The following is a 23,467-nucleotide window of genomic DNA, read 5'->3' as shown; positions in this document are numbered from 1 at the left end:
GCGGCCTGCAGAAAGTGGAGTAATGTCGTTCCGGAAGCCGTTCGCCACGAAGCTGAGACTTCGCCAAAACGAATGTCAGCATGATGTCGCCCAGAGCCCCGAAGCGTCCCCGACCGCCGTCTCGCCCTCGCGTCTGGGCCCAGCTATGAAGAGCGGCGATTATCCCGGTCCGGGTACTGAGATGCTTCCGTCGGCGCGGATGAAGCGGATCGTCTCGGCGATCGTCTCGAGCAGGGCTTGTCTGAATACAGCTAAGTCGCCGTCGCGCATGCAATACACGTTCCTGCTTTTGTACGGCCGCAGGCTCATCAGCCGAGGGACCGCGTAGCATTTGCCGCCGAGCTACCGCTCTCGGCCTTCGGGTGGCCATTTTCGCGGGGCGCCGTGCTCTGGTCTCATCCACCACCCTGATTACCGTTCAGGCGGATTCAATGATCGCGTAAACCGGTTCTCGTCATCTGCAGAGTGAGCTAATCGTGGTCGCGGCAGGGGAATCTGTCCCTCCCGTGGCTCAAAGAAGCTGTCGAGGCTGGGCGAAGACGTCAGGGTCTGGAGCTCGGTCCTCGGTAGGAGAAAACAATCGCTAGAGCAATTTTCGAGCTGGCGGAATCGGAAGGATTTCCTTGCGAGGCAAATCGTAATTCACCGTGAGGGCTGGTGGACCTTCGCCTTCGCGTTATTCGGGCTGTGGAAGATCAAGACATGAGCTGTCGGGGCGCCGCCGGCCGGTTCGGCGTAGCGCCATCGACAGCGATCGAACTGGTTAGCGAGTGGCGAAGCACCGGCGCCTGTGAGCCGGGAGCGCAGGGCGGAGACCGACGTTCAGCTCGGATCGAGGGTCATGCTGCGGAGATCCTCTCCCTGGTCAAGGCTACGCCTGACATGACGCTGGCCGAGATCGCTGACCATCTCCTCAACTCCACGGCGAGCGTTTCGTGCCGAGCGTAGTCTGGCGTTTCTTCGATCGCCGCAACATCACGAAAAAAACCGTCGCGCGCCAGCGAGCAGGGCCGGCCGGACGTGGTCGCTGAACGCGTGGCGTGGAAAGAAGCTCAGCTGAGATCGGCATCCATTGGTTGGTGTACATCGACTAGACGGGAGCCTCGACCAAGATGGCCCGGCGCTATGGCCGCTCGTTTACGGCCAGCGCTGTGTCGCAGGGCTCCCACATTGTCATTGGAAGACGACGACCTTCGTCCGCGCGCTGAGAGGGACCGGCATGACTGCGCCGATGGTCCTCGATGGCCCCATGGATGGCCCGGCGTTCGAGGCTTACGTGACGCAAGTCCTCGTGCCGACCCTCAGGCCCGGCGACATCGTGATGATGGACAATCTCGCAGCACACAAGCGGGCCGAGGTCGGCATCGCAATCGACGCCGCGGGCCCTAGCTCCTCTTATTCGCCCGACCTCAATCCGATCGAAATGGCCTTCGCAAGGCTCAAAGCCGCCCTTCGAAGGGCCGCCGCTAGATCAATCGAGGCTTTGGACAACGCTATTGCCCTCGCCTTGGCCGCCTTCACCCGCCCAAAAGTGCCTGAACTTCTTCGACGCAGCCGGTTACGATCGTGTCTGATCAGAATCCGCTCTAGCTCTGTCGAGAGCATTCCAGTGGGCGCGGTTCTGGCGCGAACCTGATACTGGCTGGAGCACCCCAGGGTGGCAACCAACATTCGCAAGGAACCTTGCTGCCGCCGATTTCGACAAGTCGCTTGCTAAAGGCGACTTGGAGCTGTGCGCCTAGTACGTCTTGAACCGCACCATCGGCGCTTCCGCTGCAAGCCCCTGGCAGTAACGTTGCACCGTCAGCTCAAGCCCGCAGAGCTTCCGGCCGATGACGACGGCGTTGCGGTGGTGGTTGCGCAGACGCTCCTTGGGCCTGGTGTCCTGGCGTTCAAGGGCCCTTAGCGCTCGGCCGCAGCTTCGGAACTCAGTGTGCGAAGCCGCGTTCGTTGTAAGTGGACACGATGTTCACGAGCACACTTTCTTCGCCAAACAATTGCAAGCGCGCTGGCGTTTGGAGAGCGACGTCGTGTCCCTGATGGCGCTATCATTGGCTACAGTTGTAAGCCTCAGCACCATCGCTTCCGTTCAACGTCGTAAGAACCAGAAATCTGGTCGCTCACGGCTATCAGCTCACGTTTGAGGACTTTATTGCTGGAAGTCGTTCTAGGAAGTTTCGGAATAAAGGCGATATACCGCGGCAGTTTGAATACGGCAAGACCGGCACGAGCATGGTCGAGAATGCGTTCCACAAGGAGGTCGCAACATTTGACACCTTCTTTCAGCTCCACGTAGATCTTGACTTCCTCCCCGCGCTTTGAATCGCAAACGGGCACGGCCGCGACATCGGCAATCTCGGGAATTTCGCGGATAACGGCTTCCACCTCGCGCGCAGCGATATTCTCGCCGGAGCGTCGGATCATGTCCTTCGTGCGTCCCACCAACCAGTAGAAGCCAAGTTGATCACGACGCATCAGATCGCCGGTCTTGAACCACTTGCCTTCAAACAAGGCGGCATTTGCCTCCGGCTTATTCCAATAACCGCTGAACATCCCGCGGCCGCTCACCCACAACTCACCGACACTGCCGATGGGCGTGAGGCTACCATCTTCGTTCATCAATCGTAGCGCGCGAAATGGCACAGGAATTCCCACTGAACCCGTCTCGGCCATGTCGTCGAGTTCGCTCGTCATGCGCGTGCCGAAGCCAATTTCCGTCATCCCGTAAGCGTCCTGGGTAGGCACCCGGAAGCGTTTCCGAAACTGGCGTACTGTATTTGGACTCCATCCCCAATTGATAGTCTGCTTGAGACATGTCGTTCCGTCTTCATCGGCTGCCTCAGCTTGGCGCGCCACCAGCTCGGAGAACTGACACCACTCGATGCGGTGCTGCTTCACCCAACCGATAAACCGGCTCGAGCTCACTTGCGGTGCTAAGTAGAACGTGCCTCCGTGGCGATACGAGTTCAGGAGATGCCATTGGGGATCAATATAGAAGAAGGGCTGCGCAGACAAATATGTGTTGTACGACTGTCCGTCCCAACACGCCCACTGATAAGAGCTCACGCCCCAGTAATCATGCGTCAACATGCACCCCTTCGGAAAGCCCGTTGTGCCCGAGGTATATTGAATGTTTAACAAGTCGTCGGGGTGGATATCCTCTTTCACGGGAGAATGGTCGAAGCCCTTGAGCAATTGATCGAGAGCGGGCGCCGCTCCACCGGAATGCGACTCAACGGGGATCACCCGTTCCCTAGCAAGACATGGCGGCCAAGGCTCCATGGCCGAGAACACTGACCATGCGGACTCGTCGACAACGGCATACCTCGCCTGTGTTTCGCTAATAACGTATTCGATCTCCCTCGAAGTATAACGCATGTTGATCGGGACGATCACCGCCCCGAGCTTCGCAATCGCGAACCAAAGGATCGGGAATTCGATGCGATTGGACAGCATCACGCCAATACGATCGCCCTTACGTACGCCGAACGCGCGCAGCGCGTGTGCGTATTGGTTTGATAGCCGGTCCATCTCAGAGTAGGTGACAAACTCATGACGGTCGAAAACGTTGATCGCCACCGTTGAACCGTGCGTTGTCGCGCGTCTCGAGACTAGCTCTCCGACCGTGATCGTCTCGTACGCGGATTCTAGCTCCTCGACCTTGCGTAACATGCTAGCGACGCGGTCTTGCAGCTGTCTTGTCTCTCTTGCAGTGGTCATTGATAGCTACCTTGTTCAGGAGAACAGACGAACGTCTACGACGGGGCGGCAACACTTCCGTCGAAACTCGCCGATTTATCCGACCATGAAATGGGTACTCCAGGGTCGCCGGTGTCCAGACATGCGCATGACGTAGACAGCCGCTAACCGGACGACGCGCCGGTACAGAAGACGTACTTTCAAGGCGCAGATTGTCACCGGTAACGTGAGCAGACCAATGAAACTGCGGTGCACGTATATCACTCAGACTCCGGTGATCGAGACATTCCACTCCACTAGCGCTTTTTGTGGGGATAAGAACATTCGTCGCGCATTTGAATGGCGCTGACCTGCGTCGAACTAGCTACGTCTACCATTTGCTCTACCCGGCCTTCGTGATGACTTACACCGATAGTCAATGCGGCGACTGCCATCGTACAATACGGTCAGATCAGAGATCTGAGCTACTACCTACTTTGGTGAAGTGCCAATGAGCTGGCAGCGCACCGTTGCGCGATCTCTGCCTAATCTCCCGTGAAGAATGCCCAAGCCGTTGATTGGGACTCCCAAAAGGTATTTTGCCCTAGACGTGTTTGCCGGAAAGCAGGCCTTGGAGCGGGATTGAACGAAGCCGCTCCCGCGGCAATTGAGGACGGCTCGCAAGAGCAGCCTCCTGTCTGATCGCGGGTTTTCGAAGCCCGACCCTTCAGACAGGAGTTTTCCGATGGCTGAGATCAGCCCTCTTCGCCGCCGCATGATCGAGGACATGACCGTCCGCAATCTGTCGCCAGCGATCCAACGGCGGATCCAATTGATGACCGCAACCTGCCGTCGGATGAAGCGGTGGCGCGCTCGTTGAAGCATCAGACAGCTCTGTTGCTCGACAGTATTGGTCAGTGCAAGCCGCACGTTGGCTCTCGTCACCCCCCGCAACTCGCCTTGGAGCTCCGCCGTCACGCGGCGGATCTTTTACACCGGCCGCCTGCAATCCGCTTCTGTCTAGCACTACTTCGGGAGATTGTCGTGTGGTGAGCGATGGGGCGGCTGACTTTGCGCCATCTTGTTCGGCAAGGTCATGGGAAAGTACTCTATTCGAGGCTGGCTTGCTCACTGCGACGTCGTGCCTTCGGCTTACCTGCTTTGCCCGCGACAGTTAAGTGCCGCGGCCGACTTCCGACGGCATAACTCCTCATGAAACGAGGTGCATACCGCCATCTATCCGCAGGTACTCGCCGGTTATGTTGCTCGACCCAGAATTCGCAAGGAAATACACAAGCTGCGCGACATCCTCGGCGGTCGAGACGGTCTTCAGCGGCACCTTCTCGAGGACAGAATCGCGTATCTGTTTGGCCCGGAGCTCACCGCAGCCCTTGGCGTACCAGGGCGTGTCAATATAGCCCGGGCAAACCGTGTTGACGCGAATCCATGGCGCGAGCGCTTTTGCGAGCGACAGCGACATGATGTTGAGCGCGCCCTTGCTCCCGACATAAGCCAGTGAGGAACCATCCCCGTTGATACCCGCGACAGAAGATACGTTAACCACCGCGGCAGCCCTTCCCGATTTCTTAGCGCTCGCTTCCAACAAGGATCTCGCGGCGCGGATCATCTGATATGGGCCTATCGTGTTGACCGCGTATATGCGCTGAAAGTCCTCAGCGGATAATCCGCTGAGATTGCCGTGCTGAACGTGTTTAGTGCTGCCAGCATTATTCACGAGCGCGTCCAGTTTTCCCCAAACCGCTGCGCCACGGACGATCTTTCTGCAATCTTCATCACGCGAGACGTCGCCTTGCACCACTACGACCGCGGCCGCGCCCAACTTCTTACACGCTTCAGCGGTATGTTCGGCCCCCCCGCGATTATGGACGTAATTTATGACAAGGCGAGCTCCATCCCTTGCGAGGAGACACGCAGTTGCCGCTCCAACCCCCGATGACGAGCCCGTCACGATCGCGCAGAAACTGTCTTTTGACATTGTTTTCCTCTTCTACTCTAACAAGCATTCCGAGTCGGCAAGACACAAATGCCCATTTGCGAACAAGTTGTATATCAACCTGCTATGGCTGGAATCCCGGCTCCAGGCTGGCAGGACCTCAAGAGTCACGCGTAATCACGACCTGTACGGCGCGCCTGCAAGTGCGACTTGCAGAGCACTACGTGGCGCGGATCAACTGAAAGCGACACCATCGTCGCCGCAAACTATGCCTCTTTTGCTCTTGCTAGCTCTGCTTCGGAGAGCATTGATGTGCCGATGATACCCTGCCTCATCAACTCTTCGATCTCTGCATTGGAGAGCCCGAGGAGCTCGGAGAAGATCTCTTCGTTATGTTGCCCCAGCGTCGGAGCTGGTGCGCAGACCACGTAGGGACCTTTACTTTCGCGGATCGGCATCGAAGGCTGCGGATGCCGGCCTACGAAGTCACGTTCGACTTCCTGCAGAAATGCGCGCGACCTGAGATGCCGGTCATCGAGCAGGTCAATTGGCAGCCGAGCCACACCGGCGGCAACTTTTACCGCCTGCAACTCGGACATGGCCTCATCCGCATCGCGAGTACGCGTCCAGGCCGCAATTTCTCGTTCGATGGCATCCTCAATAAGCCGGCGGGATTCTGGATATTTCAGCGATGCGTCCTCGGCCCAGTCGGGCCGACCAATAAGCCACGCGAGTCGATGCCACATGCCCTGATCGGTAGCCGCTACCACGATCCAGTTATCCTCACCTGCGCATCGGAAGCAGCCGTGCGGAACGAACTGCGGATGTCTATTGCCATACCTTTTCGGCGGCAGACCGTCGATCGAGTGAAGCGTAATCCATGGCGCTGCGAACGGCATCATGCATTCGATCTGCGCAAGGTCAATGTACTGTCCCTTCCCGGTAGTTTGAGCGTGGATCAACGCAACCAGAACTGCAGCGCATCCGTTCAAACCGCCTACGGCATCCCCAAACGCGACATGACCCATCACAGGAGGCCCACCGGCATTGCCAATCACCGCTGGTAACCCCGATCCCTGTTCGAGAGTAGATCCGTAGGCGCGGCATTCGCGATGAACGCTGCTCACCCCGAATGCCGACATTGACATCATGACCAACTGTGGGTTGAGCTCTCGAAGAGCGTCATAACTGAGCCCGAGCTTCGGCAGCACATTGACCGAATAGTTGTCGATGGCAGCGTCGGCTATCGTCAGAAGGCGTTTTGCAAGTGCGACGCCTTGCGGTCGTGACAGATCAAGGGTGATACCGCGCTTGTTACGATTCATGATGCAGAACCGCGTCTTCTTTTCGTACATCTGCTCGTCGACGTATGCAGATCGCCTATCGGCGCCGCGCCACCAATCCGGATATTGAATGGCCTCGATTTTTATGACGTCCGCACCGAGGTCAGCGAGTGTACGTGTACACAAAGGGCCCGCCCAGCCCATCGTGAAGTCAATGATGCGCAGCCCGTGTAAGGGCAACCGTTCAGCAGCGCTGGGAGCTGGTGCTCGCAACTCAGTGCTAGCCGGGCGAGTTGGGCGGTTTGTGAAGACCTGCTGCTCGCCAAGTGCCGGAACTCTGCCTCCGAGGAGGGGCGGTGTCACTGCCAGCCGCTGGGCGGCTCCGACCGTGACGCCCTCCTCTTCACCAAAACTAACAGGCACTATCGCGCCGCGCAGCCGCTTCTCCTCATCCCGAATCAGACTGGATATTTCGGGCACTGATACGAGTGGGATTCTACGTTTCACTCCCTCTGCAAACCACTCCACTGCTGGGCGACCCTTCAACCTCGAAATGATCTTCCGCTCAATCGCTTCCATATTCTTCAAACGAGCGTCAACGACGATCAAAGTCGAATCATCGCGCAAATCGGACAGGCCGAGCATGTCGCAGAATGCTCGCCATTGTGCGGGCGTCTCGACCGAAACGCCGAGCCAGCCCTTCGTCGTTTCGTATATGCCCCACGGGAATGCCCGCCAAAAGCGGTTAGTGCCAGTCCGGCGCATGACATCGCCGTGCTCAAACGCTTCGCACATCAAAAACTCGCTTAGGGTCACGGTCGACTCGAGAACACTGAGCGATAACGATCGGCCCGCACCAGAGTGCGTTCGTCCAATAATCGATGAAGCCGTAGCAATGAAGCCCCACAGTCCGGCAAGGATTCCCGTTTGGAAATCCGGAGCGTGCAATGGCGGCCCCTCGGAGGGTCCAACGAGCTTGATTAGACCCGCGAGCGCGCGGATGGTCGAATCCGTCGCGGCGTATCGCGCATACGGGCCGACACGCCCAAACCAGCTCGCTTCGAGGTAGATCAAATTGGGACAGCGCTTGCAGATGGCGACGATATCAATGGGCGGGCACTCTGCGGAGTCGATCTCTCGACCATCGAGCAGGATGTCGCCCCCCTCGATCAGAGCCGATAACCTCTTGCTCGCATCCGATTCAGTGGGATCTATCATGATGCTTGACTTGTTGATGCTCAAGAACGCGAACCACGCACTCTGCGCGCGCGGCGTCAGCGGCGCACTCAGGCGAAGTGGATCGCCAGATGGCGGCTCGACCTTCTGAACATCGGCTCCGAAATCTGCGAACAGGCGCGCGCAGTAACTTGTTGCCGCCGAGCTACCGACCTCCACGATACGCAAGTGAGATAGAACTCCCATGGAGTCTCCATTCTTCGAGATGCCGACGCACATCGGCGAGCTATTATGGGTGCAATTTGGGCCTGGAAGGCTCGTCCACTATGTTTCTATGCGCTCGCCCAACCATTCTCAGGGATAACTCACACAACCCGCGATGTCGTTCCGCAGCTCTGGATATACGAAGAATGTTCTCGCCTCTGAAAAGGGCCAAGCGGGTCGATCTAACGAGTTTCGCTGTCGGGAGAAGAGCGATCAACGAACTCATCAATCTGCGCGATTTATTCAACCTGCGTCAGGTCGATTTTGCATGCCGATACCTAGAGCCAGAAGCCTTTCCAATTCGACGTTCGCTGGACAAAGTGCCACCTTCCGGCCACCGGCTCAAATACCGAAGTTGGTAGTTGACCCGACCGAACTTTCTAGGCCATCGATTCCTGCAAAGCGATCGATCTTCTGCGCCTCCAAGCCGCTGGTCAGGCGGTCACTCAAACGAAACGTGAAGGGCGTTCGCGGCGCGGGTGCCTCGATCTATTCTATGACTAACTCGGGCCGCGGGCACATAGCGCCGCCGGGAGGGCAGGAGAAACCGCTCAGGCCCGGCTGAAGCCAACACATGACATCGATCAGCGGCTCATGCATATCGTCGAGCGAGTATCAGGAGCTGGAACGCTGGTTGGCTGAGTTGAACGCACATTCAACGGGTGTTCCCAACAATCAGGCGGCTGGCTGACAGTCCAGCTTTCGTGGAGCCTGCATAACAAGAACCCGAAGCTGATTTAACAGATATGCCAACACAGCGGCGTCAGGCGTTTCGCTTTCGTCGTGTGTTTCATGAGAACCTGCCGTCCCGGGTACGCTGCAGTAATGGGTGCAGCCGAGAAAGGCGAAGGTCACTGGCCGGCGCTCGCCGCGCCGCTGACCCGAGACGGGCGCCAACCGGCCAAACTCTATCAGACGCGTCGGGTTCTCCTGGAGCATTACGCCGAAGCTGCCAGCCGCGCCCTGAGAGCCAAGAGCATTTCCTGCGCATCGGCCTCGCTCGCGAAGCTCGCGAGAAAGTCATCCGCATAGCGCACAAGCACGATGCGACCGCACGCGCGGCGACGGCGTCGTCGATGGATCCAGAGATCGAGCATGAAGTGCAGGAACATGTCGAAGGAGTGGGGCTAATGCCCGCCCCTCCGTCTCTTGCTTGTCGCCGCTCTCAAGGACCTCGCCCACCACCCAATGAGCTACAAAATGCGAAGACAAACTTCCTGTTAAAATGCGTCACAATCACAATGCTGCAGCCTGCCGAAGATCGCGGCGGTGAAGTACCAAATGCATGTCAAGGTCAACGGTGTGGGGGTACAAGAACGAATCATCAAGCAAAACCGTGTTTTTCACCACCCATTTGTCCTCTTGGATACACTATGTCGGAACTCCTACAGTCAGTCCAAGAGCCGGCTGGTAGCCGCGACGTGGTTTGGCTCGTAACGTAAGCCCCGCATGGTGCTTCGCGAGCGGCACGCCGTTTGCTAGATCACGACTGCGGTGGCTAGGCTGCAAAAGACATGGTGGACGCGCCCCATGCACCCGTGCTGCTTGCTGAATTTGAGTTTGGCATAGCTTGGAATAGATGAAGCTTAAAGGAGCGGTCAAATGATGTCCGAGGTGTTCATTACCTGCGCGGTCACGGGCAGTGGTTCGAATGTGGAGCGTAGTCACCATGTGCCCGTGACTCCCGAGCAGATCGCGGACTCAGCGATCGAAGCCGCGAGGTCGGGCGCGGCGGTGGTGCACATCCACGTGCGTGATCCGAAAACCCGGCGGGCCTCGCGAGATCCCGCTCTCTATCGGGAAGTGGTGCAGCGAATTCGGAAGTCGGATGTGAACCCGGTAATTAACCTAACGACTGGATTGGGCGGTGATCTTGTGCTGGGTGGGCCCGACGCTCCCCTTCCGCCGGATCCATCTGGGACCGATATGGCGCCCGCGCTTGAACGGCTCGTGCACGTGGAAGAGCTGCGCCCTGAAATCTGCACGATCGATTGTGGGTCGATGAACTTCGGCGCCAAAGAGTACGTCATGATCAATACTTACCCGACGCTGCGCAAGATGGCGGCGCGATTGCAGGAGCTCGACGTGCGTCCTGAGCTCGAGGTGTTCGATACCGGTCATCTGTGGTTGGTGCGCGACCTGATCGAGGAGGGGCTGATCACTAAGCCGCTGATCCAGCTGTGCATGGGTATCCGCTATGGCGCGCCAGCCGATCCAGCCACGCTGATGGCGATGGTGAACCAGATCCCGCCGGGTGCCGTCTACTCGGCCTTTTCGATCGGGCGGATGCAGCTTCCGTATGTCGCTATGGCGGCACTAGCCGGCGCAAACGTGCGAGTAGGATTGGAGGACAACCTATACCTCTCGCGCGGAAGGCTTGCGACCAACGCCGAACTCGTCGAGCGGTCGGTACAAATCCTCGAAAGTATCGGAGTGCGGGTGATGCGGCCGGACGAAGTGCGCGAGAAACTCGCGCTCAGGGCTCATGTCTGACAATGGCTCCTCCGACCGCTGCGGACATCGGCGCTGAAGATGCTGTCTCTGGCTCGACTACACGGGGTTGTTACCTCCAGCTGTGGGGTAGGAATGAGACCCTGGCGATTTGCATCGCCACCAAGCGCGAGTACCGCTCGAGTGTCGTTTATGAGAACGCGCTTTGACCCTGCCCGATCACTTACGCAGGTGCGATGCTTACGACTATCTTGTGATGGGTAGATAGGTACGTCACCGAGGAATGCTGCTTAACGTAATAAGCCGATGGCGATGGGTGCAGGGTAGTACGCGCGCGACCGCTTACCGGAGTCGGCGCGGTCCACGTGCTGCTCCGTCTGACGGGCGGACCATTGGGCTACGCTGGGGACCGATTTACCGGCGCGTAGGTGACTATCGCCAATTCCGTCCCGGCGCTCCACCAACTTCGACGGAACTCAGAACTTTCGCCGCATGAACTTGGGCGTTGGCCATGACATCGTTCATCGCAAGCTGCAATTTCACCTCGGCCTCAACAGCGATCTACGAGGCTCTATGATACGAAGCTCAATGATATGGCCCGACGCCGGCTCCCGAATAGCGAATGCACTACCTCTCACCAGAGTCGGTAGTGCCCCATCCGGTCGTTAAGGAGGTATCCTCAGTTCGACACTTGCCTTGGCAAGCTAATCACGAGGCGACAAGGTCCACAGGCCGAGAGATGTATTTGATCCGTCGCACGAATAGAAGCTCTCCACGGCTGTTTCGAAGGCTAGAGTAGATTGTATCGTCCGCAGCCAACCCTCGGGTTCATCCGGCGTGTTGGGGAGAGGATCTGCGCGTTTTTACTGTAAGGGCATGGAGCAGGAAATGGAACGGTGCATCACGACTGAAGAACGCTACCCGGATAGACAGTTCTGGAAAACTGCTTGGGGATTCAGCAGGCGCTTGCCGCATTTCGATGTACAAGGCAGGGATACTTTTGCGGGCACCCATGCTGGGTCGACCATCTCGCACGCCATTCGTTCGGGTGGCAATGGTCCGCCTGACAGCCGCCCGCACTTAATTGATTTCGTTAGTTGCTCCTACCTCGGCCTCGACAATCATCCGCTAATAGTCGCTGCAGCGATCGAGGCCGCTGAGGGGCACCGCTCATGGCCTTGGTCTCGTAGCCGGACGCGAGTCAGCTTCGATCTGTTAGGTGAGCTCGAATACGCCTTGTCCGAGATGTTCTGCGCGCGCGTGCTCGCTTTTTCGAGTGGTATGCTAGCGAATGTCGGATCGATACCTATCCTTGCGTCAGGCCGCTTGACGGGAGGAAGTAAGCCAGTAGTCGTGTTCGACCGCTTCGCGCACAACTCGCTTCTCCATCAAAGGCCCCTGATAGCTGAAGAGACCCGAGTGGAAACGATTGCGCACAACGATATCGACGATCTCGAGCGCTTGTGCCGCGAGAATTCGCTTGTCGCGTATGTTTGTAATGGTGTTTATCCCATCGGGGGGGACGCGCCCACCAAGGAACTGCATCAGCTTCAGGAGCGTTACGGGCTTTTTCTTTATATGGACGACGCTCTCGGACTATCAATCTTCGGACCCCACGGCGAAGGATTTGCTCGATCCAACTATCCGCAATGGCTTGGTGAGCGAACCATCATAGCAGCCTCGCTGGCCAAGGGATTTGGCGCAGCTGGAGGAATGTTGATGCTTGGGACGGCTGAGCACGAGGCAACATTTCGATGCTCCATTCCTTATGCGTTTTCGGGTGCGCCCAATCCGGCAGCGATTGGCGCGGCACTCGCGTCGTGCAAAATTCATCGATCGGCGGAGCTCAAACAGCGGCTTGCAACTCTGTCGCAGCGAATTGACCTCTTTGACCGTCGTCTCGCAACCGCCCAGCAAGGCAATTCACTTCCCATCAGAATGATTGCGATTGGATCTGAGGCCAGTGCAATCGAAACCGCAAGAGGCTTGTTCGATATGGGCTTCTATACTTCAGTGACCCCGCTTTCTGCGGACGGGGTAGGCAAGGTGGGGATTCGGGTGTGCATTACAGCGGAGCACGCGGTGCGTGACATAGAGCGGCTGTGCGACGGCATTTTGGAAAAAATAGCCGACACAACCGGGAAGCCGTACCCTCTGAGGTGACCGGACAGTTCCGCTGGCGAATTCACAAACTGGCTTGACAGGAATCAAGCTGCTGTCATTTGCAACCTCTTAACCATTCAACAATTGCGATGGAGTGTATTGAAGTGAATGCGCGCTCCCGTGTTCGCCGTATCCGTCTGGTGAAGGCCGCCTTGCCGAGTGAGGCGTGTTGTTGAGAAACTGTCCTTATGGACAGTGATAGGCGCAGTGCCCAAGTCGAACGACTCGAAGTAGTGGATACAGGCCGGCGGCGGCGCTGGTCCGAGGATGAGAAGCTCAAGATCGTCCTGGAGAGCTTACAGGCGCCGCGCCAGGTCGCGGCGACGGCGCGGCGATATGGCGTTTCGCGCTCGTTGCTGCTGCGATGGCGGCGAGCGTTTCGTCCCGAGCCGGCGGATGCCGCCGATCAGCACACGAGCTTCATACCGGCGATGCTGGTACCGGAATCGGGGGCGACGCCTGGTCCAGTCGAGCCGGCCGGCGGGGCGATCGAGATCGAGTTTGCGGCCGGAGCTCGGATGCGGATTACTGGCGCGGTCGACGCGGCGACGCTGAAGGCGGTGGTCGCGGCGCTGGCTGATGGACGGTCGCGATGATCCCCATCCCGTCGGGCGTGCGGGTGTGGATTGCGACCGGCCACACCGACATGCGCCGCGGCATGAACTCGCTGGCCGTGCTGGTGCAGGAAGCCTTCAGGCGCGATCCGCACGGCGGAGACCTCTACGTGTTCCGTGGCAAGAGCGGCAAACTGATCAAGATTCTTTGGCATGATGGGCTGGGCATGTCGCTCTACGCCAAGCGGCTGGAGCGCGGCCGTTTCCTGTGGCCGTCGCCGGCTGACGGCGTGGTGAGCATCACCCCAGCCCAGCTTGGCTATTTGCTCGATCACCCATGTTGATGCCCCTCCTTGTTAGGCTGACAGATTCTTAGATCAAGTTGCGCAAGGACGTGGTTTCGAAGGTTTCGGACAGCGTCAAGAACGGATGGTGTATTCGGGAAGAGATAGGCGCCGCTTGGCTGGCGATCAATCAGCAAACGCTTACTTCGGATCTGGACATAGAGCCAGTTCACCGGAATCTCGAGCCTTCGTGCCAGTTCGGGCGGGCTGAGGAGTGAGTCGTCATGCTCCCATCGGCTGCGCTGGGTAGCTACCTTGATGGCAGCAGCACGACGGAGCCGCCCAACGGTGATGGGCAGCACCTTATCGGCGCAACGCGGAGAGCGGTGGCCTTCTTGGGTAAGGATTGCGGCGATCTCGTCGTCTGGGACGCCGTCGCGGGCGAGCGCCAGCGAGCGCTCCCGCATCTCTGTGCCTCGTGTCAATTTGGTGACGGAGTTGACGCTCATCTTCACCTCGAGCTCCGTCACGGCGCCTCCGCGCCAGACGATCCTGGCCAGGGCCAAGTCGTTCTCACCACGATCGAGCACGACCTTTTCGATGAGGCATCGCAGCAAAGCCTTGCGATGCGCGTCCGAGATAGCCTCGTCACCCCATATCTGCGGGAGGCGGCCGGTGAGGCTGATGACCTTGTCGTTGAGCTCCTTGCTTATGGCTACTTGCGTGATGGCTTTGGACGGCATCTGTCGGGCAAGCGCTTCTTCGGCGGCGCGCACGTCGTTTAGCGCCGCTTCCCATCGGCGCTCGAGTTCCGAGGCGACCAGCCGATTATCTGGATCAGCTCGGTTGAACTGCCGTTCGGCGAGCGCCGCCGTGTACCGCTTGCGCTCGAGCTCTCGTTCTGCGCTGGAGCGTAACGCATTGCTCATCTGCTGCTGGACCCGGCGGGAACGCGACAAGGCATCGAGTTCAGCCGGCGCTAGTGCGGTCAGGAATGCATCGCCAACGGCCGCATCGATATGAGCGGCGCGAATGTGTTGGCAGGTTGGATGACCTCCCTGGGTACGCAGGTGGTTGCATACATACTCGCCACCGCCCTTGTAGCGGACGTACATCTTATGGCCACATCGTGCGCACCAGGCGATGCCGTGGAGCAGAAGCTCGCCATTGCGAGGCGCGCCTCGGGTTTTGATGCGCATGTATTCGGCTCGATTATCTCTGATGACGGCCCGGATTTTTTCATAAATTGGCCAGTCGATATAGGCTGGATATCGATCTTTGACGACGATCCGCCACTCCTCCATCGGCCGCGGAGCCTTTTGTGGCAGGGCGCCCTCCCGCTTCGGCGGCTGGAAGCGGGTTCGTCCATAGACGAAGGCGCCCGCATAGGCGGGGTTCTTCAAGATGGCCGCTACGGCAGCCAGCGTCGCGCGCGTCCAGCACAAATCACCATACCGATCACGACGCGGCAGTTCCAGGTCACGCTCGTTCAACGCTCGCATGACCTTGGCAACGCTGCGCAGCTGCAGGAACAACTGGAAGACGAGACCGAGCCGCCCTTGCACGGCCATGTCGGGATCCTTAACGACCACGCCGCTCGGGTCCCGCATCAGTCCGATTGGCAGCATAACCGCAAGTTCGCCGCGTTCGGCTTTAGCCAGCAGGCCGGCGGTCAGCCGACTGCGGATCGTATGTAGCTCAAGCTCGGAGATCGAACCTTTCAGCCCGAGAAGCAACCGTCCGTTAGGAGTGCCCGGATCATAGACACCATCGCGGTCGGCGATCAGACAGCCACGCAGACCACAGATATCCAGGAGCGGATACCAGTCGGTACAATTACGCGCCAAGCGGGTCACGTCGATCGACAGGATGAGCCCCACTTCACTCAGGCCAACACGGCCAACGAGTTCTTTGAAGCCGTTACGATGCGCTGTAGACGCGCCGCTCAACCCGAGATCGGTGTCAATCACATCGATGGCCGCCTCACGCCATCCGAGTTCGCGGGCGCGCTTGCGAAGCGCGTATTGAAGGCGCAGGCTCTCCTGATTGCTTACGACCTGGTGGGGCGTCGACTGCCGGATGTAGACTACGGCTTTGCGCGCCAAGTGGCTTGGTGTGACCAGCTCGGACTTCATGAGGGATCTCCGCCAAAATCGCGGCGACGTCTTCGACGATCTGGCGTCGGAGCGCGGGCGTCAGCGTCGACCAAAGATCGGCTGGATCCATGCTCATGTGCGTCGGGACAATCCGCTGTCGATAAAAGCTCGAGTAGAGCCTCCATACTCAGCTTAATCTGATTTGCTTCTTGTCCATAATATTCGATTGCGGTTGCCTGAATCAGGAGACTGCTTCCCGTGCGAAACTCAACTTCATACGAAGCGGGAATGCTTCGGCCTCGCTGGCCGATCTTCCTGATCACTCGATATGAGCGGCCGTACAAAGGATGGTGGGGGTCTCGAACTTGGACCACCTCCGGAAATGATTCGTCAGACTCACTATTGGGGACATTCCTCAATCCCCTCGCTCGAGGGCATTGACTGGCGGATGCCGCAACATACGTGGCGACCGCAGGCGGTTGGCTGATCGCCGGGATTTGAATCGATAACACGATCGGCGGCTCGGACAGAGCCGGCGTCTTGTGATTCTCTGGTCGGCGATGGGCGCCGATGATTCTCTCCCCGACGATGTGACCACGCTGAAGGCGATGCTGCATGCCGAGCGAGCAGCCCGGCTGGCCGCGGAAGCGGAGGCGAAGGCGCGGACATTGCTGATCGAGAAGCTCAAGCTCACGATCAAGAAGCTGCGGCACGAGCAGTTCGGACAGTCCTCAGAGCGCGGCGCATTGCTGGATCAACTCGAGCTGCAACTCGCCGACCTGGAGGAGAATGTGGCGCAAGCCGAGACTGCGGCGCAGATGGCGGCCGCCGACAAGATTACGGTGGCACCCTTTGAGCGCCGCAAGCCGGCGCGCCGGCCGCTGCCGGAGCATTGCCCCGCGAGCGCATTGTCTATCCCGTGTCTGCGACCTGCCCATGCTGCGGCGACAACCGATTGCGCAAGATCGGCGAGGATGTGACCGAGACGCTGGAACTCGTTCCGCGCCAGTGGAAGGTGATCCAGCACGTGCGCGAGAAGCTGGTCTGCCGGGCCTGCGAAACGATCACCCAACCGCCGGCCCCCTCGCACCCGATTGCGCGCGGGCGTGCAGGGCCGAAGCTGCTCGCCCAGGTCCTGTTCGCCAAGTACGGACTGCACCTGCCGCTCAATCGTCAGAGCGACGTCTATCAGCGTGAAGGCATCGACCTCGACGTATCGACGCTGGCGGACTGGGTGGGTGCCTCCGCGGCAACCCTGATGCCGCTTGTGGACGCGATCCGGAGCCATGTCTTTGCGGCCGAACGCATCCACGCCGATGACACCACGGTGCCGGTCCTGGCCAAGGGCAAGACCCGAACCGGTCGGCTCTGGACCTATCTATGGACGGTCCCCGCTTTGCAAGGCCATTTGCTTTGTTTTGGCTAACGATCGTTTGCCGCTATCTATCCGGCTTTATGGCATGCCACGAGCCTTGATGAGATCCGCGGATCGGCGCCCAATTACGTTGGCGAGCTCTGAAGCTCGATAGGTCCAACGGGCTTAGCCGACCCCGGTCCGACCGGTTGCCATCACTCTGCTTTGCCCTCGCAAACGGAACCACGCGCGATTTATACTTGCGCGCGGTATTCTTCACCATTGGCCATGATCGCCCAAGCGATCCGTGCAGTTTTGTGAGCGAGCGCCACCGTCACGACATTGAAGGGACGCCTGCCGAGCAGCTCTGTTATCCAGGTATTGGTGACCTGATGGATACGGACGCGATGAACGGCCGCTCGGGCGCCATGTATTAGCAACTTACGAATGTAGCCGTCGCCGCGCTTGCTGATACCGCCCAAACGCTCCCTTCCCCCGGTCGAATGCTGCTTCGGTACTAATCCAAGCCAGGCGGCGAAATGCCTTGCCGAAGCGAACTGTTGTGGATGATCGACAGACGCCGCCAGGGCGGTGGCGGCAAATGGGCCGATGCCCGCCACCTTCATGAGACGCCGACAGACTTCATTGTCTTTGGCAGTTGCAAGGATCATTTTCTCGTGGCTTTCAATGTGTAGCTCAAGGTCTTCGATCTGATCGACAAGGATTGAAAGAGCGCTACGCGCGCTCTGTGGGATGCGCTCGTCAACGTCCACGAGTGCCATGAGCTCTCTCGCGTTTGCTTTTCCCTTCCCGGTCACGATTCCCAACTCGCCCAAATGACCACGCAGAGCATTTATCGCGCCTGTGCGCTGTCGAATAAGCAAATCTCGCGTGCGATGTAGCATTAAAATTCCCTGCTGTTCGACGGTTTTTACAGGGACAAAGCGCATGCCAGGCCGTTGGACGGCTTCCCAGCACGCCTCCGCATCAGCAGCATCATGCTTGTTTGTCTTCACGTAGGCTCGGACGTAGCGGGCCGGCATAAGACGTGCTTTGTGACCGAGCTTTATTAGTTCACGAGCCCAATGATGAGCGCTGCCGCAAGCCTCAAGACCAACGAGACAACTTGGAAGCCGTGAAAAGAAATCGAGAACCTTCCCGCGGGCGAGCTTCTTGCGGATAATTTCTCCATCCGCCGTAATCCAGTGGATTTGAAACCAGCTCTTCGAGATATCAAGCCCGATTGTCACCATAGCTTGTCCTCCTTCTTGGGGTGCCCTTTCGCAGCTTATCAGGGCGGGGACCGTCCATCTCATTATGTGCGCGACGACCGCCCGTTTGCCGGACCGGATCCGCCGGCGGCGGTGTTCTTCTACTCGCCTGACCGTGGCGGTGAGCATCCGGAGCAGCATTTGGCGGGCTATGCCGGACTGATGCAGGCCGACGCCTATGCCGGGTTCAACAGGCTCTACGAGGCCAATCGCAAAGGAGGCCCAATCGTCGAGGCCGCGTGCTGGGCGCACGGCAGGCGCAAGTTCTTTGATCTGGCACGGCTCAGCAAGGCGCCGATCGCGGCCGAGGCGGTCAAGCGCATCGATGTCCTGTTTGCCATCGAACGTGAGATCAACGGTCTTCCGCCGCAGGGGCGCCCGCGCGTGCGCCAGGAGCGTAGCCGCGCCCTGATCGTTGAGCTGGAGGCGTGGTTGCGCGAGCAGCGCGCCAAGCTCTCCAGGAACAACGACACGACTAAGGCGATCAATTACTGCCTCAATCGCTGGGATGCATTCACCCGCTTCCTTGATGACGGGCGGCTCTGCATGTCGAACAATGCCGCCGAGCGCGAGCTACGAGCTGTCGCCGTGGGAAGAAGAAATTGGACCTTCGCAGGCTCCGATGAGGGCGGCCGACGCGCCGCGGCCATCTACACCCTCATCGCCAGCGCCAAGCTCAACGACATCGATCCGCAGGCTTGGCTCGCCGATGTACTCGGCCGCTTGCCGGATCATCCCGCCAAGCGCATTCACGAACTCCTGCCTTGGAATTGGCGCCCTCAGAGCGTCGCTCACGCCGCCTGAGCGCAATCGGCTATCCGCCCAAAGCGACCTGCCCAGGGGCCGTCGCCGGATGCGTACTGTTCGCCAAACGCGATCTCGCATTCTGATCCCGGTATGCCCCTTTGGCCATTCAACCGGTCAACTTCTCCGTGCACCGATGCTAGCCGTCACCGCGCTCAGAGTCGCTAATCAGCGGCGAGTGCTTCCCGAACTCATCCTTCAGCCAAATCGTCCAACCAGCAGGCTGCCTCGACGTAGCGTCGGGAAAAGATCTTTCCGATCTTATCTATGGCTTTGCTTTGGTGATAACGCATATACACGCGATCATCGTCCGTCAGGTCGAGGATCTCGATTTTTCCTGTGTGGTGGGACATAATGTATTTGAATGTCTTGTGCATGCCGCTGAGACGTTGGTTGATACCGCGCGTAATCTCTAGCCCGCGACGCAGTGGAACCTGAAAATGGGATGCACCCTTTACTGGCCTGCCCTGAAAAAGATAGTAAGGGCGCACTCCGATTTGGTGACACTTGGAGAAGGTCGCCGCCAAGATCTCGGAATCATCATTGACTTTCGCGAGCAGCACGGACTGGTTCAGGAATTGCACGCCCTGTGCGCGCAAAGAACGAATTATACGCTCCACATCGGCCGAAATCTCACCGATGTGATCGAAATGTGTGACAATTGTTGCTGACTTGCCTGCTCGATGGATTCGTTCGATCAAAGCGCCCAGAGCCGAATCCTCAAACCGCTTGGGTTCATAGACGATCATTTTTGTGCCGAATCGAATTGAATCTAAGTGTGCGATCGGCAGCAGATGATCAAGAATCTTATTGAGCTTCGCGGTGCTGAGTACGAACGGATCACCTCCCGAGAGCAACACGTTCGTCATCTCAGGATGGCTTTCAATGTACTGCGCAACCTGAGCCAAATCAGGCGCGATTTCATGGGAATTCTTACCGACAATGCGTTTGCGAAAGCAATAGCGGCAATATGAAGCGCAACGGTCCGTTACCAGCAACAACCCGGTCTGGGCGTACTTATGCTGGAGTCCGGTCACGACCGTGTTGTCGTGCTCGCCGCTTGTATCCAGACTACCGGGACTCTCAAACTCCTCGACTGAGGGTTCAACAATGCGTTTAAGCTGGTCGTAAAAGCCGCTGTTAGTAATCTGTTCACGGTAGACTTTTGTGACGTGATATCGCGTGATGTTGTGGGCTTGCAGTTCATCCTCGGTGACGACGCGCGTCCCTTCGATGAACTTCATGACTCGCCCTCTACAATGCCGCGGATCAACTGCGTCTGTCATTGGCGCGCCTCATTTCCTGTAGTGGTGAGCTGCCTCCTAGTGTGCGGCGAGCTGCTCAGTGACGATACGGGATCAATCATGTATCGAAACCTACCTACTCTGGTGAGGAATATAAGACTGGATGTATGAGGAAACGGGTATTGGAATCAAGCAACGTTCAAGGGCCGCAGGACGTTACTCAACAGTGGCAGACCCGCTTGCCGCCGCTTGCGGGAGATAACATCGCACCGGTCCGGTCCGAGGAGCTGGCCTTCAATAAATTACCGTCAGGGAAGAGCCAGATAGCTCCCCACAATTGATCAGTCCGGGCCTAATCATGAAACAGTTCTGATCTGTTGTGTTGAGCTGAAGGCTCATAGCTGTCGCTCTTGCAATTCGATATAGATGCCTCGTCTTGGGCAATCCACGCCCGGATTGACTGTTCGAGATTTTCAGCCAACGGGACGCCTTCACTCTTTCTCAGGCATCTCGCGGTCAATGGTTTTCAGAAAGGGCAGGAACTCGCTCAGGCCGATGGCGCGCCAGCCATTCGCAGATGAAGATAGCGTCCGCCACATCGAGCGCGGCGCAGAGTGTTGTGACGCCGTTGCGCTTCTAATTACAGGTTATCTGCCGGTGCCGCCCTTTTTAGGGGCAAACCCGGTTGCGCGCGGTCGAGTGCCTGGATTTGGCTCTTCTCATCGATGGACCAGCGCCTTCATCGGTCGATCGACAGCGTGTTCCAATCTGCCTGGGAGCCTCGCGATAAAGTACAATGAAGTCATTTCCCACGCACCGCGTGAATCATGTTCGGAGCAAGTTGGGTTCATTCGACTTGCTCTACTTGATTTGGTAGCTGCTCAAGCAAGTCAACGGGGTCTATGCACATCGAGCAGCGCCTGAGCGACAAACAGTATGGAGATGGACCTATGAAACTCGCTTCCGGATACGAAACTTTTTCGAAGACCGTCCACGAGAACTACCCCGACCAACTAGGGTCAGAGGGAAACCTTGGTTGGGCAATGGAACTATGTAGCGTTGTCGATACTACCTCTTCGGACCGCTTCGTAAAACCATCGGCAAGAGGATGGAAATCGTCTCTTCATCCAAAACTGTTTCCCAACCGCTCCACAAAGCTCGGGGCCTTGGCGCTGACGTATAAAGGGCTAATGAATGTCAAGACCCCTTTTGATCTGGCTCTGTATACGAGGCTTATCTGGGAGCTTCAGCCGAGGACAATTTTAGAGCTCGGTTCACTTCAAGGCGGCAGTGGATTGTGGTTCGCTGATCATATGTCGGTGCTCTGCGAAGATTCAGGTGAAGTTCATTCGTTTGATTTGAACAACAAATGTATCCATGAAAATGCAAAACATCCGCTTCTTACCTTTCATCAGGTTGACCTTGCCGACGTCGCGAATTTCGATGAAAAGCTGCTGATGAGGCTACCTCATCCATGGCTTGTGATCGACGACGCGCACGTGCAAATATTTTCGATATTTTCTCACCTAGACCGCTTCCTGATTTCAGGCGATTACTATGTAATTGAAGACAATCCTCTGAATGCGGATAAAGAGATCATTGACGGCTTACAATTGGTGGAGCAATCAGGATTTTTGATCGATACTTACTATACCGATGCGTTTGGGAGCAATCTTACTTGTGCTCCAAATGCATGGCTTCGAAAGTCGTAATCCCAGGTTGGCAAAGGTGCCGGTCTGGAACATCGCCGTGTTCACCGTTGATGGTATGATGCGGTGTTAGCTGGATTGATGCCGTCGTACGGTACTCACCCGGCGAGGGCCCTTTGTCCGTCCCTTTGGACAATAGCTAACTACGCTCACCCGCGTGAGCGACAATTGAGGCCACCAGTTCCAAGGCAGGAGTTTGCCGACGCGCCTTGCGGATGATCCGGGAGGGGGCCACGTCGGCGAGCCAAGGCTGTGGATCGATATCGTCGAGTTTCGCTGTGCCGATGAGGGTGTAGATCGCCGCCGCACGGCGGCCGCCTTCATCGGAGCTGCGGATTCCGATTTGTTCCCGGCGCGGTATTCCGACTTGAAGCCGGCGAGCCGAGCGCGTCGGCCATGTTGCCCGCATCAAGGAGCTGGTTGCTCCGCGCGAAGTTAACATAGTCAGGCGGGGGCTTCCGGGATGCGATCAACCGGCATGTCGACCTGCCGATTGTCGAAGTGGATGATCAGGATCGAGCCCCCTGCTCTTGTCCGCCTGGAAAGCGATGATTCCGATTTGAAGCCGGCCGGAGCCTGGAGTCGGCGTTTTCGTTTGGGTTAGTCTTTCAGGGTAAGCGTCGTTCTGCTCCCACCTTCTCGCGGCGCACATTGGATAGGCGAGTTTCACGATCTCTTTGAAGGGATCGGCTTGTGTCTATGCTTGACCATACGCTTAAGTCGGACGCGACGGCGCGCCGGCTGGAAGTGATCACGGAGACGGGACGCCGTCGTTGGTTATCCAAGGACGACAAGGCGCGGATCGTCGGGGAGACGCTGGTGCCAGGCGCCGTCGTTTCCGATGTTGCCCGGCAACACGGGCTTGCCCCACAACAAGTGTTCACCTGGCGCCGGCAAGCACGCCGGTTGCCGACGTCGATGGCTGACGATCCGCCGTTTGTACCGGCGGTGGTAGAGGCCATGGTACCGGCCGCGGCTGTTGGCCGTGAGCGCAAGACAGCGCGACGTAAGGCCAAGCCGGGTGTCGGGGGCATCGAGATCGAAGCCAAAGGCGTCACTATCCGGGTCGGCCGAGGCGCGGACGTGGCGCTGATTGCGGCCATCGTCCATGCGCTGAAGGCAAGCCGATGATCGGCCCGTCCGGCAATGTCCGGGTGATGGTGGCAACCAAGCCGGTCGACT

At 58.2% G+C, this 23,467-nt stretch carries 13 protein-coding genes and 5 pseudogenes; 10 read left to right on the top strand and 8 right to left on the bottom strand.

Going from position 1 to position 23,467, the window contains the following annotated elements; genetic code table 11:
• Positions 1–654: 654 nt before the first annotated feature.
• Positions 655–1,574 (top strand): annotated as a pseudogene (locus RX330_RS11555) (IS630 family transposase).
• 496 nt (positions 1,575–2,070) lie between these two features.
• On the opposite strand, the gene RX330_RS11550 reads toward RX330_RS11555, so the two are convergent.
• Positions 2,071–3,720, bottom strand: coding sequence for a class I adenylate-forming enzyme family protein (locus RX330_RS11550; RefSeq protein ID WP_317243089.1), 1,650 nt, complete (start codon positions 3,718–3,720; stop codon positions 2,071–2,073).
• Positions 3,721–4,423: 703 nt separating this feature from the next.
• Here RX330_RS11550 and RX330_RS35760 point away from each other — a divergent pair.
• A pseudogene (locus RX330_RS35760) lies at positions 4,424–4,501 on the top strand (transposase); the annotation flags it as partial.
• A gap of 387 nt (positions 4,502–4,888) precedes the next feature.
• On the opposite strand, the gene RX330_RS11540 reads toward RX330_RS35760, so the two are convergent.
• The 3 genes from RX330_RS11540 to RX330_RS11530 all read right to left on the bottom strand — a co-directional run bounded on the left by RX330_RS11540 (position 4,889) and on the right by RX330_RS11530 (position 9,467).
• Positions 4,889–5,674, bottom strand: coding sequence for an SDR family oxidoreductase (locus tag RX330_RS11540; protein WP_317243087.1), 786 nt, complete (start codon positions 5,672–5,674; stop codon positions 4,889–4,891).
• 224 nt (positions 5,675–5,898) lie between these two features.
• Positions 5,899–8,337, bottom strand: coding sequence for a CoA transferase (locus RX330_RS11535; protein ID WP_317243086.1), 2,439 nt, complete (start codon positions 8,335–8,337; stop codon positions 5,899–5,901).
• A gap of 956 nt (positions 8,338–9,293) precedes the next feature.
• Positions 9,294–9,467 (bottom strand): hypothetical protein, encoded by a 174-nt coding sequence (locus RX330_RS11530; protein ID WP_317243085.1) that lies wholly within the window; start codon positions 9,465–9,467, stop codon positions 9,294–9,296.
• A gap of 490 nt (positions 9,468–9,957) precedes the next feature.
• Between RX330_RS11530 and RX330_RS11525 the strand changes: the two genes are divergently transcribed.
• The 4 genes from RX330_RS11525 to tnpB all read left to right on the top strand — a co-directional run bounded on the left by RX330_RS11525 (position 9,958) and on the right by tnpB (position 13,867).
• Positions 9,958–10,848, top strand: coding sequence for a 3-keto-5-aminohexanoate cleavage protein (locus RX330_RS11525; RefSeq protein WP_317243084.1), 891 nt, complete (start codon positions 9,958–9,960; stop codon positions 10,846–10,848).
• An 846-nt stretch (positions 10,849–11,694) separates the two neighbouring features.
• Entirely contained in the window at positions 11,695–12,969 is a 1,275-nt protein-coding gene (locus RX330_RS11520) for an aminotransferase class I/II-fold pyridoxal phosphate-dependent enzyme (RefSeq protein ID WP_317243083.1), read from the top strand.
• 233 nt (positions 12,970–13,202) lie between these two features.
• On the top strand, positions 13,203–13,565 hold the full coding sequence (tnpA, locus tag RX330_RS11515; RefSeq protein ID WP_317243082.1) for an IS66-like element accessory protein TnpA: 363 nt from the start codon (positions 13,203–13,205) through the stop codon (positions 13,563–13,565).
• The gene (tnpB, locus tag RX330_RS11510) at positions 13,562–13,867 is read left to right on the top strand and encodes an IS66 family insertion sequence element accessory protein TnpB (RefSeq protein ID WP_317243081.1); all 306 of its coding nucleotides are present in this window, start codon (positions 13,562–13,564) and stop codon (positions 13,865–13,867) included. The genes tnpA (RX330_RS11515) and tnpB overlap by 4 nt, the downstream gene beginning before the upstream one ends.
• Here the strand turns inward: tnpB and RX330_RS11505 are convergent.
• Positions 13,855–15,942, bottom strand: a complete 2,088-nt coding sequence (locus RX330_RS11505) for a recombinase family protein (RefSeq protein ID WP_317243080.1) — start codon at positions 15,940–15,942, stop codon at positions 13,855–13,857. The genes tnpB and RX330_RS11505 overlap by 13 nt on opposite strands.
• 521 nt (positions 15,943–16,463) lie before the next feature.
• On the opposite strand from RX330_RS11505, the pseudogene tnpC (RX330_RS11500) reads away from it, so the two are divergent.
• Positions 16,464–17,284, top strand: a pseudogene (tnpC, locus tag RX330_RS11500) (IS66 family transposase); the annotation flags it as partial.
• A gap of 227 nt (positions 17,285–17,511) precedes the next feature.
• Here the strand turns inward: tnpC (RX330_RS11500) and RX330_RS11495 are convergent.
• Positions 17,512–18,510 (bottom strand): IS110 family transposase, encoded by a 999-nt coding sequence (locus RX330_RS11495; RefSeq protein ID WP_028146080.1) that lies wholly within the window; start codon positions 18,508–18,510, stop codon positions 17,512–17,514.
• Between the two features lie 63 nt (positions 18,511–18,573).
• Between RX330_RS11495 and tnpC (RX330_RS11490) the strand changes: the two are divergent.
• Positions 18,574–19,332: pseudogene (tnpC, locus tag RX330_RS11490) on the top strand (IS66 family transposase); the annotation flags it as partial.
• A gap of 191 nt (positions 19,333–19,523) precedes the next feature.
• On the opposite strand, the gene RX330_RS11485 reads toward tnpC (RX330_RS11490), so the two are convergent.
• Positions 19,524–20,576 carry a KamA family radical SAM protein gene (locus RX330_RS11485; protein ID WP_317243079.1) on the bottom strand — a complete coding sequence of 351 codons (1,053 nt, stop codon included), beginning with the start codon at positions 20,574–20,576 and terminating at the stop codon, positions 19,524–19,526.
• 950 nt (positions 20,577–21,526) lie between these two features.
• On the opposite strand from RX330_RS11485, the gene RX330_RS11475 reads away from it, so the two are divergent.
• Positions 21,527–22,288 (top strand): CmcI family methyltransferase, encoded by a 762-nt coding sequence (locus tag RX330_RS11475; RefSeq protein WP_317243078.1) that lies wholly within the window; start codon positions 21,527–21,529, stop codon positions 22,286–22,288.
• Positions 22,289–22,465: 177 nt separating this feature from the next.
• On the opposite strand, the pseudogene RX330_RS35755 reads toward RX330_RS11475, so the two are convergent.
• Positions 22,466–22,613: pseudogene (locus RX330_RS35755) on the bottom strand (transposase domain-containing protein); the annotation flags it as partial.
• A 371-nt stretch (positions 22,614–22,984) separates the two neighbouring features.
• Here RX330_RS35755 and tnpA (RX330_RS11465) point away from each other — a divergent pair.
• Positions 22,985–23,416 carry an IS66-like element accessory protein TnpA gene (gene tnpA / locus RX330_RS11465; RefSeq protein ID WP_317243077.1) on the top strand — a complete coding sequence of 144 codons (432 nt, stop codon included), beginning with the start codon at positions 22,985–22,987 and terminating at the stop codon, positions 23,414–23,416.
• The last annotated feature ends 51 nt before the right edge of the window (positions 23,417–23,467 follow it).

The organism is Bradyrhizobium sp. NDS-1 (genome assembly GCF_032918005.1).
GTDB lineage: Bacteria > Pseudomonadota > Alphaproteobacteria > Rhizobiales > Xanthobacteraceae > Bradyrhizobium > Bradyrhizobium tunisiense.
This window is presented reverse-complemented; position numbering and strand designations above follow the sequence as displayed.

What these genes read in the sequence shown, in the direction of transcription:
- RX330_RS11550 (WP_317243089.1), bottom strand. Translation starts at nt 3,720, where the DNA reads ATGACCACTGCAAGAGAGACAAGACAGCTGCAAGACCGCGTCGCTAGC.
- RX330_RS11540 (WP_317243087.1), bottom strand. Translation starts at nt 5,674, where the DNA reads ATGTCAAAAGACAGTTTCTGCGCGATCGTGACGGGCTCGTCATCGGGG.
- RX330_RS11535 (WP_317243086.1), bottom strand. Translation starts at nt 8,337, where the DNA reads ATGGGAGTTCTATCTCACTTGCGTATCGTGGAGGTCGGTAGCTCGGCG.
- RX330_RS11530 (WP_317243085.1), bottom strand. Translation starts at nt 9,467, where the DNA reads ATGTTCCTGCACTTCATGCTCGATCTCTGGATCCATCGACGACGCCGT.
- RX330_RS11525 (WP_317243084.1), top strand. Translation starts at nt 9,958, where the DNA reads ATGATGTCCGAGGTGTTCATTACCTGCGCGGTCACGGGCAGTGGTTCG.
- RX330_RS11520 (WP_317243083.1), top strand. Translation starts at nt 11,695, where the DNA reads ATGGAACGGTGCATCACGACTGAAGAACGCTACCCGGATAGACAGTTC.
- tnpB (WP_317243081.1), top strand. Translation starts at nt 13,562, where the DNA reads ATGATCCCCATCCCGTCGGGCGTGCGGGTGTGGATTGCGACCGGCCAC.
- RX330_RS11505 (WP_317243080.1), bottom strand. Translation starts at nt 15,942, where the DNA reads ATGAAGTCCGAGCTGGTCACACCAAGCCACTTGGCGCGCAAAGCCGTA.
- RX330_RS11495 (WP_028146080.1), bottom strand. Translation starts at nt 18,510, where the DNA reads ATGGTGACAATCGGGCTTGATATCTCGAAGAGCTGGTTTCAAATCCAC.
- RX330_RS11485 (WP_317243079.1), bottom strand. Translation starts at nt 20,576, where the DNA reads ATGAAGTTCATCGAAGGGACGCGCGTCGTCACCGAGGATGAACTGCAA.
- RX330_RS11475 (WP_317243078.1), top strand. Translation starts at nt 21,527, where the DNA reads ATGAAACTCGCTTCCGGATACGAAACTTTTTCGAAGACCGTCCACGAG.
- tnpA (WP_317243077.1), top strand. Translation starts at nt 22,985, where the DNA reads ATGCTTGACCATACGCTTAAGTCGGACGCGACGGCGCGCCGGCTGGAA.